At 67.2% G+C, this 15,237-nt stretch carries 11 protein-coding genes; 5 read left to right on the top strand and 6 right to left on the bottom strand.

The window, feature by feature from the left end; translation table 11 throughout:
- The first annotated feature begins 80 nt into the window (after nucleotides 1-80).
- A complete protein-coding gene (locus PIB19_RS14805) occupies nucleotides 81-1,571 on the top strand; it encodes an alkaline phosphatase D family protein (RefSeq protein ID WP_271237986.1) in 1,491 nt (496 codons plus the stop codon).
- 162 nt (nucleotides 1,572-1,733) lie between these two features.
- On the opposite strand, the gene pepN is transcribed toward PIB19_RS14805, so the two are convergent.
- Nucleotides 1,734-4,322, bottom strand: coding sequence for an aminopeptidase N (gene pepN, locus PIB19_RS14800; protein ID WP_271240999.1), 2,589 nt, complete (start codon nucleotides 4,320-4,322; stop codon nucleotides 1,734-1,736).
- A gap of 113 nt (nucleotides 4,323-4,435) precedes the next feature.
- On the opposite strand from pepN, the gene PIB19_RS14795 reads away from it, so the two are divergent.
- The 4 genes from PIB19_RS14795 to PIB19_RS14780 all read left to right on the top strand — a co-directional run bounded on the left by PIB19_RS14795 (nucleotide 4,436) and on the right by PIB19_RS14780 (nucleotide 10,357).
- Nucleotides 4,436-6,121, top strand: coding sequence for a M28 family metallopeptidase (locus PIB19_RS14795; RefSeq protein WP_271237985.1), 1,686 nt, complete (start codon nucleotides 4,436-4,438; stop codon nucleotides 6,119-6,121).
- Between the two features lie 2 nt (nucleotides 6,122-6,123).
- Nucleotides 6,124-7,731, top strand: a complete 1,608-nt coding sequence (locus PIB19_RS14790; RefSeq protein ID WP_271237984.1) for a M20/M25/M40 family metallo-hydrolase — start codon at nucleotides 6,124-6,126, stop codon at nucleotides 7,729-7,731.
- A gap of 47 nt (nucleotides 7,732-7,778) precedes the next feature.
- A complete protein-coding gene (locus PIB19_RS14785) occupies nucleotides 7,779-9,383 on the top strand; it encodes a M20/M25/M40 family metallo-hydrolase (protein ID WP_271237983.1) in 1,605 nt (534 codons plus the stop codon).
- Between the two features lie 134 nt (nucleotides 9,384-9,517).
- Nucleotides 9,518-10,357, top strand: a complete 840-nt coding sequence (locus PIB19_RS14780) for an NAD(P)-dependent oxidoreductase (protein ID WP_271237982.1) — start codon at nucleotides 9,518-9,520, stop codon at nucleotides 10,355-10,357.
- Here the strand turns inward: PIB19_RS14780 and PIB19_RS14775 are convergent.
- The 5 genes from PIB19_RS14775 to PIB19_RS14755 form a co-directional block, all read right to left on the bottom strand.
- Nucleotides 10,267-11,226, bottom strand: coding sequence for a DMT family transporter (locus tag PIB19_RS14775; protein ID WP_271237981.1), 960 nt, complete (start codon nucleotides 11,224-11,226; stop codon nucleotides 10,267-10,269). The two genes, PIB19_RS14780 and PIB19_RS14775, sit on opposite strands and share 91 nt — an antisense overlap.
- Nucleotides 11,223-12,224 carry a threonine aldolase family protein gene (locus tag PIB19_RS14770; protein WP_271237980.1) on the bottom strand — a complete coding sequence of 334 codons (1,002 nt, stop codon included), beginning with the start codon at nucleotides 12,222-12,224 and terminating at the stop codon, nucleotides 11,223-11,225. Before PIB19_RS14770 ends, PIB19_RS14775 begins: the two co-directional genes overlap by 4 nt.
- 31 nt (nucleotides 12,225-12,255) lie before the next feature.
- A complete protein-coding gene (locus PIB19_RS14765; RefSeq protein WP_271237979.1) occupies nucleotides 12,256-12,462 on the bottom strand; it encodes a hypothetical protein in 207 nt (68 codons plus the stop codon).
- On the bottom strand, nucleotides 12,429-14,486 hold the full coding sequence (locus PIB19_RS14760) for a transglycosylase domain-containing protein (protein ID WP_271237978.1): 2,058 nt from the start codon (nucleotides 14,484-14,486) through the stop codon (nucleotides 12,429-12,431). Before PIB19_RS14760 ends, PIB19_RS14765 begins: the two co-directional genes overlap by 34 nt.
- 107 nt (nucleotides 14,487-14,593) lie before the next feature.
- The gene (locus PIB19_RS14755) at nucleotides 14,594-15,160 is read right to left on the bottom strand and encodes an HNH endonuclease (RefSeq protein ID WP_271237977.1); all 567 of its coding nucleotides are present in this window, start codon (nucleotides 15,158-15,160) and stop codon (nucleotides 14,594-14,596) included.
- Between the last annotated feature and the right edge of the window lie 77 nt (nucleotides 15,161-15,237).

Here is a 15,237-nt window from a genome sequence, read left to right as displayed (position 1 = left end):
CTTAGCGAAGGCGCGGTCCGCTGTCACGAACCCGCCAAGTTTTCCGGGCAAGCCTTGCGACGAAAAGGGGTATCCACGCCATGAACATCGATCGCCGCCGCCTGCTGCTCACCGGCACCTTCGGGCTTGCCGCACTCTCGATCCCGGGCTTCGCGTTCGGCCAGGCGGCAAGCGGGTTCACCCATTCGGTCGCCAGCGGCGAGCCGGGCGCCGACACGATGCTGCTGTGGACGCGGTACGTGCCGGCGGGCGGCGGCGCGGCAAAGCTGCGCGCCGAAGTCTCGATCAGCGAGGATTTCGCGCGCGTAGTGAGCGGCGGCGAGATGATCACCGGGCCGTGGCGCGATCACACCGCCAAGATCACCGTGCAGGGGCTCGCACCGGGCACGCGCTATTTCTACCGCTTCGTCGCGCCCGACGGCAGCTTTTCCTCGGTGGGCCGGACGCAGACGCTACCTGACGGCAATGTCCGCCGCTTCGGCATTGCGGTCTTCTCCTGCACGAACCTGCCCTTCGGCTGGTTCAACGCTTATGGCCATGCCGCCATGCGCGACGACGTGGATCTGTGGGTCCATCTCGGCGACTATCTCTACGAATATGCGAAGGGCGGCTATGCGCCCGAGGACGGCGCGGTCGGCGGGCGATGGCCCGAGCCGGTGACCGAGATGATCCATCTCACCGATTATCGCCTCCGCTATGCCAGCTATCGCAGCGATCCAGACCTCCAGGAACTGCATCGCCTCAAGCCGATGCTCGTCCAGATGGACGATCACGAATCGGCCAATAACAGCCGCGAGATGAGTGCGCAGAACAACCAGCCCGAGTTCGAGGGGCTGTGGAGCGATCGCAAGGCGGCTTCGCTGCAGGCGTTCAAGGAATGGATGCCGGTCTCCGAGACGCCCTGGGGCAGCTATGACATCGGCGGCCTCGCGACCTTGTTCCGCACCGAGAGCCGCTTGATCGCGCGCAGCGACGAGCCCGAAATCGGCGACTTGTTCAAGGCTGCCAATCCCGCTGCGGCGCTCGCCCAATTTCGCGACGGGCCGCTGCAGGATCCGGCACGGACGATGCTGGGGACCGAGCAGGAGGCGTGGCTGGCGCACGCGATGCTGGGCTCGGTGCGCAGCGGGCGCAAATGGCAGGTCGTCCAGTTCGGCACGATTCTGGGCCAGCAGCGCACCCCCGAACAGGCGATGGACTGGCTCAAGCCCGACGCGCCGGAGCGGACCAAGGCCTGGGTCCGCAACGGCGTGGCGGCAAGCAAGGCGGGACTGCCGTCCGATCTCGACAATTGGGGCGGTTTCCCCGCCGCCCGCGCGCGTTTCCTCAAATCAGCGCAGGCTGCGGGCGCCAATCTCCTGGTGCTCTGCGGCGACAGCCACAATGCCTGGGCGTTCGATCTGGGACAGGACGGCAAGCCCGCCGGTGTCGAGTTCGCCGGGCACAGCGTGACGTCGCCGGGCTATGAGAGCGCGACGGCGACCGACCCCAGGATCGTCGCGGGGCGCTGGTCGCGACCAATCCCGAACTCAAATGGTGCGACACCAGCCGGCGCGGCTATATGGCGCTGACCCTCACCCCGAGCGCGCGTCGAACGACTGGGTGTTCGTCGACACGATCCTGACGCGGAGCATGGCGGCAAAAGTCGGGCACACCGCGGTGGTGCAGCGCGGGCGCAATTTGATGGCCTGACTTCCTTAAAAGCCCCTCCCCTGAAAGGGCGGGACTTAAAGTCAGTCCAGCGACTTCGTCGCCTGCTCGAACATGTCCTTGCTCAGGCCCGGAGTCGCGACGATCCGTTCGAGCTCGGCGCGCATCAGGGCGGCACGCGCGGCGTCGAAGCGCTTCCAGCGGCCGAGCGGCGGGATCAGCTTGGCCGCGGTCTGGGGATTGAGCTTGTCGAGTGCGATCAACTGGTCGGCAACGAAGCGATAGCCGCGGCCCGACGGATCGTGGAAGGCGCGCTGGTTGACGCTGAACGCGCCGATCAGCGAACGCGCGCGATTGGGGTTGGAAAGCGTGAAGTCGCGGTGCGCGGCCAGCCGCTCGACCATTTCCGCAGTGTCCTCGCGCGCCGACAGTGCCTGGGTCTGGAACCATTTATCGAGCACCAGCCCGTTGCCGGCATAACGCTGGTAGAATGCGTCGAGCGCCTGCCCGCGCAGCGGCGAATCGCCGTTGACGAGCGTGGTCAGCGCACCCTGCCGGTCGGTCATGTTGTCGGCGCCGCTGAACTGGTCGAAGGCCAAAGTGTCGGCATCGGGCTCGCCGCTCGCTGCGATATAGCCGAGCGATACCGTCTTGAGCCGCCGCGCGCCCTTGGCCGCCGGCGAATATTCGAAGCGGTTGGCCAGGCTGCCTTCGTAGGCGGCGCGCCATTCGCCCGCCAGCGCCTTGCCCAGATCCTGCCTTAGCGCTTCCCGCGCGCGGAAGATCGCCTCGGGATCGACCACCGCCATCTGATCACCGATGAAGCTGTCGGAAGGTAGCAAGACCGCTTCGGCGATGAAGGCGCGGTCCAGCCTGGCGTCGGTAAGCGTGTTGCGCACCGCGTCGATCACCGGCGCATGATCGGTGCCCCCATTGGCGACCGAGGCGACCAGCGTGTCGAGCATCAATTGCTGCATCGCCTCGTAGCGTGCGAACGGATCGTCATCGTGCGCCGAGAGGAAGGCGAGATCCTTCGCGGTACGGTCGGTTTCCACGATCACCGGAGCCGAGAAGCCGCGATTGATCGACAGGACCGGCTGCTCGGCAAGGTTCTCGAACACCAGTTCGTGGCTCTCGTTCTCCAGCAAGACGAGTTGTTCGTCGCACAGCGGCCGCCCGCTGACCGCGCCGAACAGCTTGACCTTGAGCGGGAGGACCATCGGCTCCTTGACCGGCTGTCCGGGGGTCGGCGGCACCACCTGACGCAGCTGCAGCCGTGCGCGGCCACCCTCCTGCGCCAGCGAGGCCGAGACGCGCGGCGTGCCGGCCTGGGTGTACCAGCGGCGGAACCGGGTGAGATCGACTTCGCCGCCCTGCTCCATGCACTGGACGAAATCCTCGCAGGTCGCGGCCGTGCCGTCGAAGCGGTCGAAATAAAGGTCGGTCGCGGCGCGGAATTTCTGGGGGCCAAGGATCGTGGCCATCATCCGGATGACCTCTGCGCCCTTGTTGTAGATCGTCGCGGTATAGAAATTCGAGATTTCCATATATTCGTCGGGGCGCACCGGATGCGCGAGCGGACCGGCATCCTCGGGGAATTGCGATGCGCGCAAGCCCCGGACGTCCTCGATCCGCTTGACCGCGGCGCTGCCCTGATCGGCTGAGAAGCTCTGGTCGCGGAAGACCGTGAAGCCTTCCTTCAACGAGAGCTGGAACCAGTCGCGGCACGTGACGCGGTTGCCCGACCAATTGTGGAAATATTCGTGCGCGACCACGGCGGCGATCGCATCGTAATCATAATCGGTGGCGGTGTCGGGATCGGCGAGGATGTAGCGGCTGTTGAAGACGTTCAGCCCCTTATTCTCCATCGCGCCGAAATTGAAATCGTCGACCGCGACGATGTTGAACACGTCGAGATCATATTCGCGGCCATAGACCTTCTCGTCCCACGCCATCGACAGCTTGAGCGCGCGGAGCGCGTGATCGGTCTTGGGCAGATCGGGTGCGCGCACCCAGATGCCGAGCTGGACGTCGCGGCCCGACATGGTGACGAAGGTGCCGCGATTGGCGACGAGATCGCCCGCGACCAAAGCGAACAGATAGCTCGGCTTGGGGAAGGGATCGTGCCATTCGGCCCAGTGGTGCCCATCTTCGAGATCGCCCTGCGCGATGGGATCGCCGTTCGCCAGCAGCACCGGGAAGCGAACTTTGTCGGCGGTCAGCTTCACCTTGTAGCGGCTGAGCACGTCGGGCCGATCGGGGAAGAAGGTGATGCGGCGGAAGCCTTCCGCCTCGCACTGAGTGCAGAGCATGCCCGACGAAGCATAGAGCCCCTGCAGCTGCGTGTTGCGTTCGGGCGCGATCTCGACTTCGGTCTCGATCGTGTGCGCAGCCCCGCTCAGCGGCACGACGAGGTTCGGCCCGTCCATGCTCCAGCCGCTGGCTTCGACACCGTCGACCCTGACGCTGATCGCGGTCAGGCCGTCGCCGTCGAGCCGCAGCGGCCGATCGTGGACGCCGTTGCGCTCGACCTGCAGAGTCGTTCGCACGCGCGTCGCCGCGGGATCGAGGTCGAAATCCATCGCGATCTCGGGCACGCGCCAATCGGGCTCGCGATAATCCTCGCGGCGCGTCACCTTGGGCGTCTGGGTTGCGGTCTGAACGTCTGCCATCATCGCCGCGATATAGGATCAACCCATGGTGCCGCCACAACAAACTGCCGCTTGCCTATGAGTGGCGCGATGCTACCGATACGGCATTCCAGAGACACCGAGGTTTCTCCCTTATGCTTCGACTGACATCGCCGCTCGGCCTGATCGCGCTCGTCGCCACTTCGGCGATGGCGCAGGAGGCACCGGCGCCCACGCCCGCGCCGACCGCCGCCCAGAACAATGCGCTGCTCAATGCCGAGCTTCCCGCCGATCAGGCGGCGCTCAAGAGCCACATCATGTTCCTCGCATCGGACCAGATGCGTGGCCGCGAGGCAGGCAGCGCCGAATACGACATCGCCGCGCAATATGTCGCGTCGCAATTCTACGAGCAGGGCCTGCGCCCCGCCGGCGACGACGGCGCCTATCTCCAGAAGGTGCCGCTGATCAGCTACAAGCCCGCCGACAAGGGCAGTATGGCGTTCACGGCCAAGGGCGGCCAGCCGGTCAGCCTCGTCTTCGGCGAGGATTATCTTCCTGCCGGCAATCCGAACAAGACCGCCTTCCAGCTGACCGCGCCGGTGGTGTTCGTCGGCTACGGCATCTCGGGGCTCGGCCGCGACGACTACAAGGGCGTCGACGTGAAGGGCAAGATTGTCGCCTTTTTCGGCGGCGCGCCGTCGAGCTTCCCGGCCGAGGAGCGCGCGCATTTCAGCAGCCCGGCGTCCAAGGCCGAAATCGCAATGAAGAAGGGCGCGGTCGGCTATATCACGCTCGAATCGCCGCGCGCGGGCCGCGGCAGCTATCCGTTCAAGACGATCGCGGCGAACTGGGACCGCGCCCGCTTCACCTGGGCCGAGGCGGACGGTTCGGGCCATATCCCGACGCCGACCGCGCCCGGCCTCGGCATGCTGAGCATCGCGGGTGCGGCCAAGCTGTTCGAAAGCGCGAAGGTCAAGTGGGACGATGTCGCCAAACTCTCGCAGGATGACGGCGCTACCTTCAAGGCGACGCAGCTGACCAAGACGCTGTCGGTCACGCTCAACACCGCCAACACTGCCATCACCAGCTACAATGTCGCGGGGCTCCTGCCGGGCGCCGATCCGGCGCTCGGCAAGGAAGTCGTCGTGCTCTCCGCGCATCTCGATCACGTCGGCGTCGGCAAGCCCGATGCGAAAGGCGACACGATCTATAACGGCGCGATGGACAATGCCGTCGGCATCGCCTCGCTGATCGAGGAGGCGCGCCGCTTCAAGGCATCGGGCAAGCCGCCGCGCCGTTCGGTGCTGTTCCTCGCCGTCACCGCCGAGGAAAAGGGGCTGATCGGCTCCGATTATTTCGCGAACAACCCGACGGTGCCCAAGGCGGACATGGTCGCCGACGTCAATCTCGACATGCCGATCATCACCTACAAGTTCGAGGATGTGACGCCCTACGGCGCGGCGCATTCGACTCTCGGTGCGACAGTGGCGCGCGCCGCCGGGCAGATCGGCGTCGGCATGGGCGGCGACCCGCGTCCCGACGAAGCGTTCTTCGTCCGCTCGGACCATTACCGTTTCGTCCAGCAGGGCGTGCCCTCGGTCTTCCTGTGGCCGGGCGAGAAGGGCCCGGGCAAGGCCGCGACCGATGCGTTCCTCAGCACCCATTATCACCAGCCCTCGGACGATCTGATCCAGCAGCCGGCGATCGACTGGGAATCGGGCGCGCGCTTCGTGGACGTGAATTATCGCATCGCCCGCGAGATCGCCGATGCCGATCAGAAGCCGATGTGGAAGAAGGGCGACTTCTTCGGAACCTTGTTCGGCGGACCGATGGAGAAGTGATCATGCGCAAGTCCCTGGTCCTTCTCCCGCTCCTGTTCGCCACGCCCGCCGTCGCGCAGGATCTCGCGCCGGCCGAGGCGGCGCTCAAGGCGCATGTCGCTTTCCTCGCCTCGGATGCGATGCGCGGGCGCGACACCGGTTCGCCCGAGCTGGCGATCGCCGAGCAATATGTCGCGGCGCAAATGCTCGCCGCGGGGCTCACGCCCGGCGGGCCGAACGGCGCGTGGCTGCAGCCGGTGCCGCTCGTCTCGTTCAGGGGCATGGATCACGGCAGGCTGACGCTCACCCGCGGCACGACGGTGACTCCGCTCGAATGGGGCAAGGACACTGTCGCCCGCTCGAACGCGCGCGAGGCGAGGGTCGCGGTGTCGGGGCCGGTGGTCTTCGCCGGCTATGGCGTGACCGATCGCGCCACCGGCTATGACGATTACAAGGGCCTCGACGTGAAGGGGAAGATCGTCGCGATCCTGCGCGATGCCCCGCAATCGCTACCCAGCGAAGTCCGCGCGCATCTGAGCCAGCCCGAGGAGCAGGCGAAGAACGCCGCCGCGCATGGCGCCGCGGGCGTGATCCTGATCGAGGGCAATACCCGCCACGCGATCTTCCCGTTCGAAGCGAGCGCGGGGTATTGGAACAGCCCGGGCATGACCTGGGCCGATCCCGACGGCCGCGCGCACAGCGAGGGGCCGAGCGCGCCTGCCTTCGCCTATGTCGGCATGGTCGGCGCCGAGAAACTGTTCGCCGGCTCGAAGATCAAATGGGCCGAAATCCTCGCCGCCGACAAGGCCGGCAAGAAGCTCCCCACCGGCGCGCTGGGGGTGACCGCAGAGGGCACCGCCAATACCGAGATCAAGACGCTCTCCGCCAACAATGTCGTCGGGCTGCTCGAAGGCTCGGATCCGGCGCTCAAGGGCCAATATGTCGTGATCTCGGCGCATCTCGATCATGTCGGCGTCGGCAAGCCCGACGCGAAGGGCGACACGATCTACAATGGCGCGATGGACAATGCCGTCGGCACTGCGTCGATGCTCGAAGTCGCGAAGGCGTTCACTGCATCGGGCAAGCGGCCGCGCCGCTCGATCCTGTTCGTCGCGGTGACGGCGGAGGAGAAGGGGCTGGTCGGCTCCGACTATTTCGCCGCCAACCCGACCGTCCCCAAGGGCAGCATCGTCGCCGACGTCAATCTCGACATGCCGGTGCTCACCTACAAGTTCGAGGATCTGGTGGTGTACGGCGCCGATCGCACCAGCATCGGGCCGACGGTGGCGGCAGTCGCCAAGGCCGAGGGGCTGGCGCTCACGCCCGATCCCGCGCCCGAGCAAGCGAGCTTCGTCCGCTCCGACCATTACAGCTTCGTCCGCGCCGGCATCCCGGCGGTATCGCTCGAACCCGGCCCCGCCGGTCCGGGCAAGGCCGCGGTCGAGGAATTCGGCGAGAAGCATTACCATCAGCCCTCGGACGAAATCACGCTGATCGATTTCACGCAGGGCGTGCGCTTCGTGAAGCTCAATTATGCCATTGCCCGCGCGCTGGCGGATGCCGATCAGCGTCCCTTGTGGAACAAGGGCGATTTCTTCGGAACGCTGTACGGCGGCCCGGGCGCGAAGTAGCGCCGACCTGCCTCTCCCGGCGGGAGAGGGAGCCCTGAGGAGTTTCGATGTTGCGTAGCCTGCTCCTTCTGCCGCTGCTCGTGCTGGCGCCGCTTGCCGAGGCGCAGCAGCTCGCGCCCGAACAGGCGGCGCTCAAGGCGCATGTCCAGTTCCTCGCCGCCGATGCCTTGCGCGGGCGTGAGGCGGGGACGCACGAATATGATATCGCCGCGCAATATGTCGCTGCGCAGATGCTCGGCGTCGGACTGAAACCCGCCGGAGAGGAGGGCTGGTTCCAACCGGTCGGGCTCGTCACCTATCGGCCCGCCGCCAGGGCAAAATGGACCCTCACGCGTGGCGGCACGGCGATCCCGCTCCAGTTCGGGATCGACTTCGTCAATTCGGGCATCCCGACCACGCCCGATTTCACGGCCGAGGGACAGGTCGTCTTCGCGGGCTACGGCCTCGTCTATCCCGAGGGCAAGCGCGACGATTATCGCGGGCTCGACGTGCGCGGCAAGATCGTCGCGATCTATGCGGGCGTGCCCGAAGGGCTGCCGGGCGAAGTCGCCGCGCATCTGGGAGACGACGATCAGAAAGCGCGGCTGGCGCAGGCGCGCGGCGCCAAGGCGGTCGTCATCATCGAATCGCTCGAACGGCGCGCCGAATTCCCGCTCGAGGCGATGGCGCCTTATTATGACTACGAGCGCACCACCTGGGTCGGCCAGGACGGCAAGGCGTACATCGTCGCCCCCGGCGCGCCGGTGGTCGGCACGATGGGTCAGGCGGGCGCCGAGAAACTGTTCGCGGGCTCGCGGATCAAGTGGCGCGACGTGCTCGCCGCCGAGCGCCGCGGCACGCGGATGCCCACAGGACCGCTGGTCGGCGTGCTCAAGGCGACGGCCAGCACGCGCGTCGCGACGGCGCGCAGCAGCAATGTCGTCGGAATGCTCGAAGGCTCGGACCCGGCGCTCAGGAACCAATATGTCGTGGTCTCGGCGCATCTCGATCATGTCGGGGTGGGCGAGCCCGAAAAGGGCGACGCCATCTATAACGGTGCGATGGACAATGCCTCGGGCGTCGCGACGATGCTCGAAGTGGCGCGCGCATTCGAGGTTTCGGGCAAGCGCCCGCGCCGCTCGATCCTGTTCGTCGCCGTGACTGCCGAAGAGAAGGGACTGGTCGGCTCGAGCTATTTCGCCGCGCATCCGGGAGTGACCGGCACGCTCGTCGCCGACGTCAATCTCGACATGCCGATCCTCACTTTCGCGATGCAGGATATCGTCGTGCTCGGCGGCGAGCGCTCCAGCCTCGGCGCGACCTATGCCGCCGCCGCCGCGACGGAGGGGCTCAAGGTCGTGCCCGATCCCACCCCCGAAGAGATGTTCTTCGTGCGCTCGGATCATTACAGTTTCGTCCAGGCGGGCATTCCCGCGGTCTCGATCGACACCGGCCCAGGAGGCCCCGGCGCGGCGGCGGCGCAGGACTTCCTCGCCAACCATTATCACAAGCCTTCGGACGATATCACCCTGCCGATCGATTGGGCCGCCGCGGCGAAGTTCACCCGCGTCAACTATGCCGCCGTCCGTGCGCTCGCCGATTCGGATGCGCGGCCAAGCTGGAACAAGGGCGATTTCTTCGGCGCGCAATTCGGCGGCCATGGCGCGCGGTGATCAAATCCTCCCCCGGAGGGGAGGTGGCGCGCGCAGCGCGACGGAGGGGTAGTCTCCGCGAACGATGTCGCCTGTGGTAACTACCCCTCCACCAGCCTGCGGCTGGTCCCCCTCCTCCGGGGGAGGATCGGCGCATGCGCCTGCTGATCTTCGGCCTCGGCTATACGGGAAGCGCGCTCGCCCGCCACCTCGCCCCCGGCGGCTGGCGGATCGCGGCAGTCACGCGCGACGGGCGCGACGGCAGCATCGCGTTCGCCGATGCCGATCGCGTCGCCTTCGAGATCGGCCACGCCACGCACATCCTCTCGACTGTGGCGCCCGACGAGACCGATCCGATCCTCGCCGCATACGGCCCGCAGCTCGCCGCCGCGCGCGCCTGGCTCGGCTATCTCTCCTCGACCGGAGTCTATGGCGACACGCGCGGCGCCTGGGTGGACGAGACCGCGCCGATCGGCACCGGCCGCCGCGCTGCCCGCGCCGAGGCCGATGCGGCATGGCTCGCGCGCGGTGCGCGGGTGTTCCGGCTGCCCGGCATCTACGGACCCGGCCGATCGCCGCTGGAGCGGGCCGCGCGCGGCGAGGCGGCGCGGATCCTCGTGCCCGGCCAGGTCTTCAGCCGCATCCACCGCGACGATATCGTCGCCGGCGTGGTCGCGGGGTTCGACGCGCCGGCCGGGGCATACAACCTCGCCGACGATCTGCCGGCGCCGCAGAGCGATGTGGTCGCTTACGCCTGTGCGCTGCTCGGCATCGCCCCACCGCCGCTGGTGCCGCTCGAAGAGGCGGAACTCAGCCCGCAGGCACGCGCCTTTTATTCGGAGAACCGCCGCATCGCCAATGGCAAGGCGAAGCGCCTATTACGCTGGCGGCCGCTTTTCCCGGATTATCGGTTGGGCCTGCGCGCCCTGAGCGCCAGCACCAGCCCGACGATCACCAATGCAGCACCCGACACGGCGAGCAGCGACCAGCGATAGCCCTCGAACAGCGTCGAGAGCAGCATCGCGATCACCGGGATCAGCACGCTGGTATAGGCGGCCTTGGCCGGGCCGATCGTGCGGATCAGCTGGAAATAGATAGTGAAGGCCAGCGCCGAACCGAACACGCCGAGATAGAGCGTCCCCGCGACATAGCCCCAGCGCGGCTCGATCACCGGCGGGCCGACGGTCGTCCAGGCCCAGACCGCATCGATCGCCGCGCCGGTCAGCATCGCCCAGCCGAGCGTCGTCGCCATCGGATAGGCCCTGGCGGTCTTCATCGCCTGCATGACATTGGCGACCGAGGCCGAGAGCACGCCCAGCAAGGCGATGCCGATGCCGATGAGCGCCTGTTCGGGACCCGCGTCGCTCAGCCGCGCCTCGTGGAGGAACAGCAAGGCCACCCCCGCCATCGCCACCGCCGATCCGATCAGCAACTGGCGTCCCATCAGCTGGCCTAGGAAGATGCGCGCGAGGATGGCGTTCGGCACGAGCAGCAGCGCATAGACGATCGCCACCACGCCGGAGGTGATGTGCTGCTCGGCACGATAGACGAAGTTGAAGTTGAGCACGAACTGCGCGAACCCGAGCGCGATCGCAAAGGCCCAGCCGCGCAGGTCGAGCCGCAGCGAATCGCGCCGCAGCAGCGCCCAGCCGAGGATCACGATCCCCGCGATCGTGAAGCGATAGGTCACCGACCAGCTCGGCGGCACCACGGCGAGCTGGTCGCGGATCACGATCCAGGTCGATCCCCAGATCAATGTCACGACGAGGAACGGGATCAGTACGACCAGGTGCGCCGAACGCGGCGGAACCGGCTCGACCGGCGGCTCGATGATCGGTGCCTTGTAGGAGGTGAACCGTCTCACAGCCTTGCGATCGCCTCCGCCAGCGGCCGGATCGCGTCCTCGCTCTGGTCCCATGAGGTCACCAGCCGCACTTCGCCCGGCGCCCAGTCGTAAAAGTCGAAGCCCAGTGCGCGCAGCGACGCGGCTTCGTCGGGGCTGGCTTTGAGGAATATCTCGTTGGCCTCGACCGGATGGACCAGCCGGTCGCCCGCGGCAGCGGCGAGCAGTCGTGCGCCGGCATTCGCCGCGCGGGCATTGGCGAACCACAGATCGCCTTCGAGCATCGCTAGCAGCTGCGCCGCGAGGTAGCGCCCCTTCGAAAGGAGCAGTCCGGCGCGCTTGCGGCGATAGAGCGTCGCGTCGGCGAGTTCGGGCTTGAAGAAGATCAGTGCCTCGGCGCTCATCCCGCCATTCTTGACGAAGCCGAAGCTCAGCACGTCGACCCCCGCGCGCCACGTCACGTCGCCGGGGGCGCAATCGAGATGCGCGACGGCATTTGCAAAGCGTGCGCCATCCATATGCAAACCCAGTCGGCGCTCCCTTGCCACGTCACCGATCGCGGCGACCTGATCGGGCGTATAAGCCAGCCCATATTCGGTGGCGTTGGTGATCGAGATCGCGTGCGGCTGGACCCAATGGACGCCGCTCTGGACGCGGTCGAGCACTGCCGTCACGCTCTCGGGCGTCAGTTTGGCACCTGTCCCTTCGGCGAGCGCTAGCTTGGCGCCGTGGGTATAGAATTCTGGGGCGCCGCATTCGTCGTTCTGGATATGCGCATCGCGGTGGCAGACGACGCTGCCGTGCGGCGGGCAGAGCGCGGCGAGCGCCAGCGCATTGGCCGAGGTTCCCGAAGGCACCCAGAGCGCGCGTACCGGCGTGCCGAACAGATCCGAGAAGGCGCCGTCGAGCTGCTGCGACCAGCGATCGCCGTCATAGGGCGTGTCGAGCGTGTTCGCGCGCGAGAGCGCATCGAGCACCTGGCTGCAGACCGGGGCGGCATTGTCGGAGAAGAAGCGCATGCGGCTGCCATCGCGGCCCCTGCGCTTCAGGTCAATTCCCTGTGTCCTCGCGGCGCTCGTCACGGTCGCGCGGCGGCGGGCCCGGCTCGTCTCCCGGGATTCCCTCATCGTCGGGCGGTAACCGATCGCGCGAGGGTGCCACCTCGGTCTCGACGCCGGAGCCTTCGACGAAATCGCCGACGGCGTTGAACACGTCGTCGAGCGTCATTTCGTTGTCGCCATAATCGTCCTCGACCACGGGGCCGGCGGCAGCGAGACGCCCAATGCGCGAACCATGAAATCACGCCACACCCGCGCCGGGATGCCGCTGCCCGACAGGCCGGGGCTCGGCGAATTGTCGTCATTGCCGATCCACACTGCGGCGACCAGGTCGCCGGCATAGCCGATGAACCAGGCGTCGCGATTGTCCTGCGTCGTCCCGGTCTTGCCGAAGGCGGGGATCGACAGCGCGGCGCTGCGTCCGGTGCCCGAAGTCACCACCGATCCCAGCAGGGAACGCATGTCGTCGAGCTCGCCGCCGCGGAAGCGCGTCGCCGATCCCAGCCGCGCCGCCAGCCAGTCGTCGGCGGATTCGGCGTCGTCGAGCCCGCGCGGGCGCACCGGATAGCTCCCGTTTGCCACCGCGGCATAAGCGGCGGTCAGCTCGAGCAGCGACACGGTCGAGGTGCCCAGCCCGATCGAGACGTCGTTGGCGATCGGCGTCGAGATGCCGAGATCGCGCGCGGCGCGGGTCACTTTGGCCACGCCGATCTCGTTGGTCAGCCGCGCCGCCACGACGTTGCTCGATTTGGCGAAGGCCTGGCGCAGCGTGATCTTGCCGGCATAGCGCCCGTTGCTGTTGGTCGGAGACCAGCCGCCGATCGTCACCGGCGAATCGTCGACCAAGCTGTCGGGGGTCATCCCCGAGCGCAGGGCCGCGAGATAGACGAACAGCTTGAAGGTCGATCCCGGCTGGCGCCGCGCCTGGGTGGCGCGGTTGAACGGGCTGTCGCGATAGCTGTTGCCGCCGACCATCGCGACGACGCGCCCGTCGGGCCGCATCGCCACCAGGGCGATCTGCGTCTTCCTGAGGCCGGCGCCGCGTACTGCGCGTTCGGCCGCCGCCTGGATGTTGGTCTCCAGCGTGGTCTTGACGGTCTGCTCGGTCGCCACGCCGCCGGCGCGGTCGCGTGCCTCGGGGAGCACCCAGTCGGCGAAATAGGTGCCGTTGGGCAGTTCCTTCTCCTTGCTGACCCGGAGCACCGCGGGGCGGACGCGGGCGGCCTCGTCCTTGTCGAGCAGCCCCGCCGCGACCATCGCGCCCACGACCAGCTTCTGCCGCTCGCGCGCACCCTTGAGGTTGCCCGTTGGCGCGAGCCGGCTCGGTGCCTTGACGAGTCCCGCAAGCAGAGTCGCCTGGCTCAGCGTCAGATTCTCGGGCTCGACGCTGAAATAATGCTGCGCAGCCGCGCGCAGCCCGTACACATTGTCGCCGAAATAGACGTTGGAGAGATACCGCGAGAGAATCTCATCCTTCGTCAACCAAGCCTCCAGCCAGAAGGCGATCATCACTTCACGCAGTTTCCGCGTCACTGTCCGGTCGGAGGTGAGGAACGCGTTCTTGGCGAGCTGCTGGGTGATCGTGCTGCCGCCCTGCGAGCCGCCGCTGCTCGTCGCGTTGTGGAGGAAGGCGCGCAGGATACCGCGCGGATCGACGCCCATATGGTCGAAGAAGCGCCGGTCCTCGATCGCGATGAAGGCGCCGGCGACATGCTTGGGCAGCTTGGTGACGTCGACCGGCGCGGCGATATCCGCGCCGCGTCGCGCGATCGGCTTGCCCTCCGCCGAGAGCAACGTGATCGACGGCGGCGCCGGCGGTTGGAGCGATTTCGACAAGGGCGCGGTCAGCGCGAGCCACGCCACTGCGATCACGAACAACAGGATGGACCCGGCGACACCCCAGCTCACCCAGCGCCAGCGGAAGCGGAACCGTTTGCGGATCGCGGGGAGGTTTGGCGTCTCGCCTTCGCCGGCGGGCGATCTGTCTTCAGGCGGCGCGGGAGGCGGCGGCGGTGGCGGCGTCGCGGCGCGCCAGAACGGATCGGGCGTCAAGGTCGGCTTGGGCGGCTGGGGCGCCACCGGGCCGATCTTCACGTCCAGCGAGGCGGGATCGGCGCGCGAGGGCCGCCACGCGCGGACCTGCACCGCCGCCGGGTCTTCGCCGGTTTCAGCAGGTCGCCGGAGCGGGAAGCGGACATCGCCGGAGCCGGGTTCGCGGGCCATCAGGGCCTCTTATCGGCCTCAGGCCATTGGGAAAAGCACAACACCACGGTGTGTTGTTATTATAAGACAGTTCGCGGGGCAAGTTCGGAAATGTGCAGGTGTCTGCCTCAAGCCTCCAGCTCGACGTCCCAGTAGAGCCAGTCGCGCCAGGTCTGGTGGAGATAATTGGGCGGAAAGCGCCGGCCATGCTCCTGGAGGTGCCAGCTGGTCGGGCGGATCGGCTCGATATGGAGCGGCATCCCCGCCTGTTTCGGAGTGCGCCCGCCCTTTTTGAGGTTGCACGGCGCGCAGGCTGTGGCGACATTTTCCCACGTGGTGCGCCCGCCCTGGGCGCGGGGAATGACATGATCGAAGGTGAGGTCGCGCTGGGTCCCGCAATATTGGCAGGAGAACTTGTCGCGGAGGAACAGGTTGAAGCGCGTGAAGGCCGGGAACTGCGAAGGTCTGACATATTGTTTGAGCGCGATGACCGAAGGGAGCTTCAGCCTCGCGCTGGGACTTCGAACCTCGCGTTCGTAGAAGGAGACCACGTCGACCCGGTCGAGGAACAGGGCCTTGATCGCGGTCTGCCACGGCCACACGCTGAGTGGATAATAGCTCAGCGGCGTGTAATCGGCGTTGAGCACGAGCGCGGGGCAACTGTCCGGATGGCGGATCAGATCGGGATGGTACATGCGCTCCCTCACCCGTTTTGCTCGGCCAGCATTCCCTGGCCGGGAATGGTGACGGGCGCATGACAGCATATGCCGCG

Source organism: Sphingomonas sp. 7/4-4 (genome assembly GCF_027941955.1).
Lineage (GTDB): Bacteria > Pseudomonadota > Alphaproteobacteria > Sphingomonadales > Sphingomonadaceae > Sphingomonas.
This window is presented reverse-complemented; position numbering and strand designations above follow the sequence as displayed.

Bases quoted from the DNA above. Each gene is read 5' to 3' on its own strand.
- PIB19_RS14805 (WP_271237986.1), top strand. From the start codon at position 81: ATGAACATCGATCGCCGCCGCCTGCTGCTCACCGGCACCTTCGGGCTT.
- pepN (WP_271240999.1), bottom strand. From the start codon at position 4,322: ATGGCAGACGTTCAGACCGCAACCCAGACGCCCAAGGTGACGCGCCGC.
- PIB19_RS14795 (WP_271237985.1), top strand. From the start codon at position 4,436: ATGCTTCGACTGACATCGCCGCTCGGCCTGATCGCGCTCGTCGCCACT.
- PIB19_RS14790 (WP_271237984.1), top strand. From the start codon at position 6,124: ATGCGCAAGTCCCTGGTCCTTCTCCCGCTCCTGTTCGCCACGCCCGCC.
- PIB19_RS14785 (WP_271237983.1), top strand. From the start codon at position 7,779: ATGTTGCGTAGCCTGCTCCTTCTGCCGCTGCTCGTGCTGGCGCCGCTT.
- PIB19_RS14780 (WP_271237982.1), top strand. From the start codon at position 9,518: ATGCGCCTGCTGATCTTCGGCCTCGGCTATACGGGAAGCGCGCTCGCC.
- PIB19_RS14770 (WP_271237980.1), bottom strand. From the start codon at position 12,224: ATGCGCTTCTTCTCCGACAATGCCGCCCCGGTCTGCAGCCAGGTGCTC.
- PIB19_RS14760 (WP_271237978.1), bottom strand. From the start codon at position 14,486: ATGGCCCGCGAACCCGGCTCCGGCGATGTCCGCTTCCCGCTCCGGCGA.
- PIB19_RS14755 (WP_271237977.1), bottom strand. From the start codon at position 15,160: ATGTACCATCCCGATCTGATCCGCCATCCGGACAGTTGCCCCGCGCTC.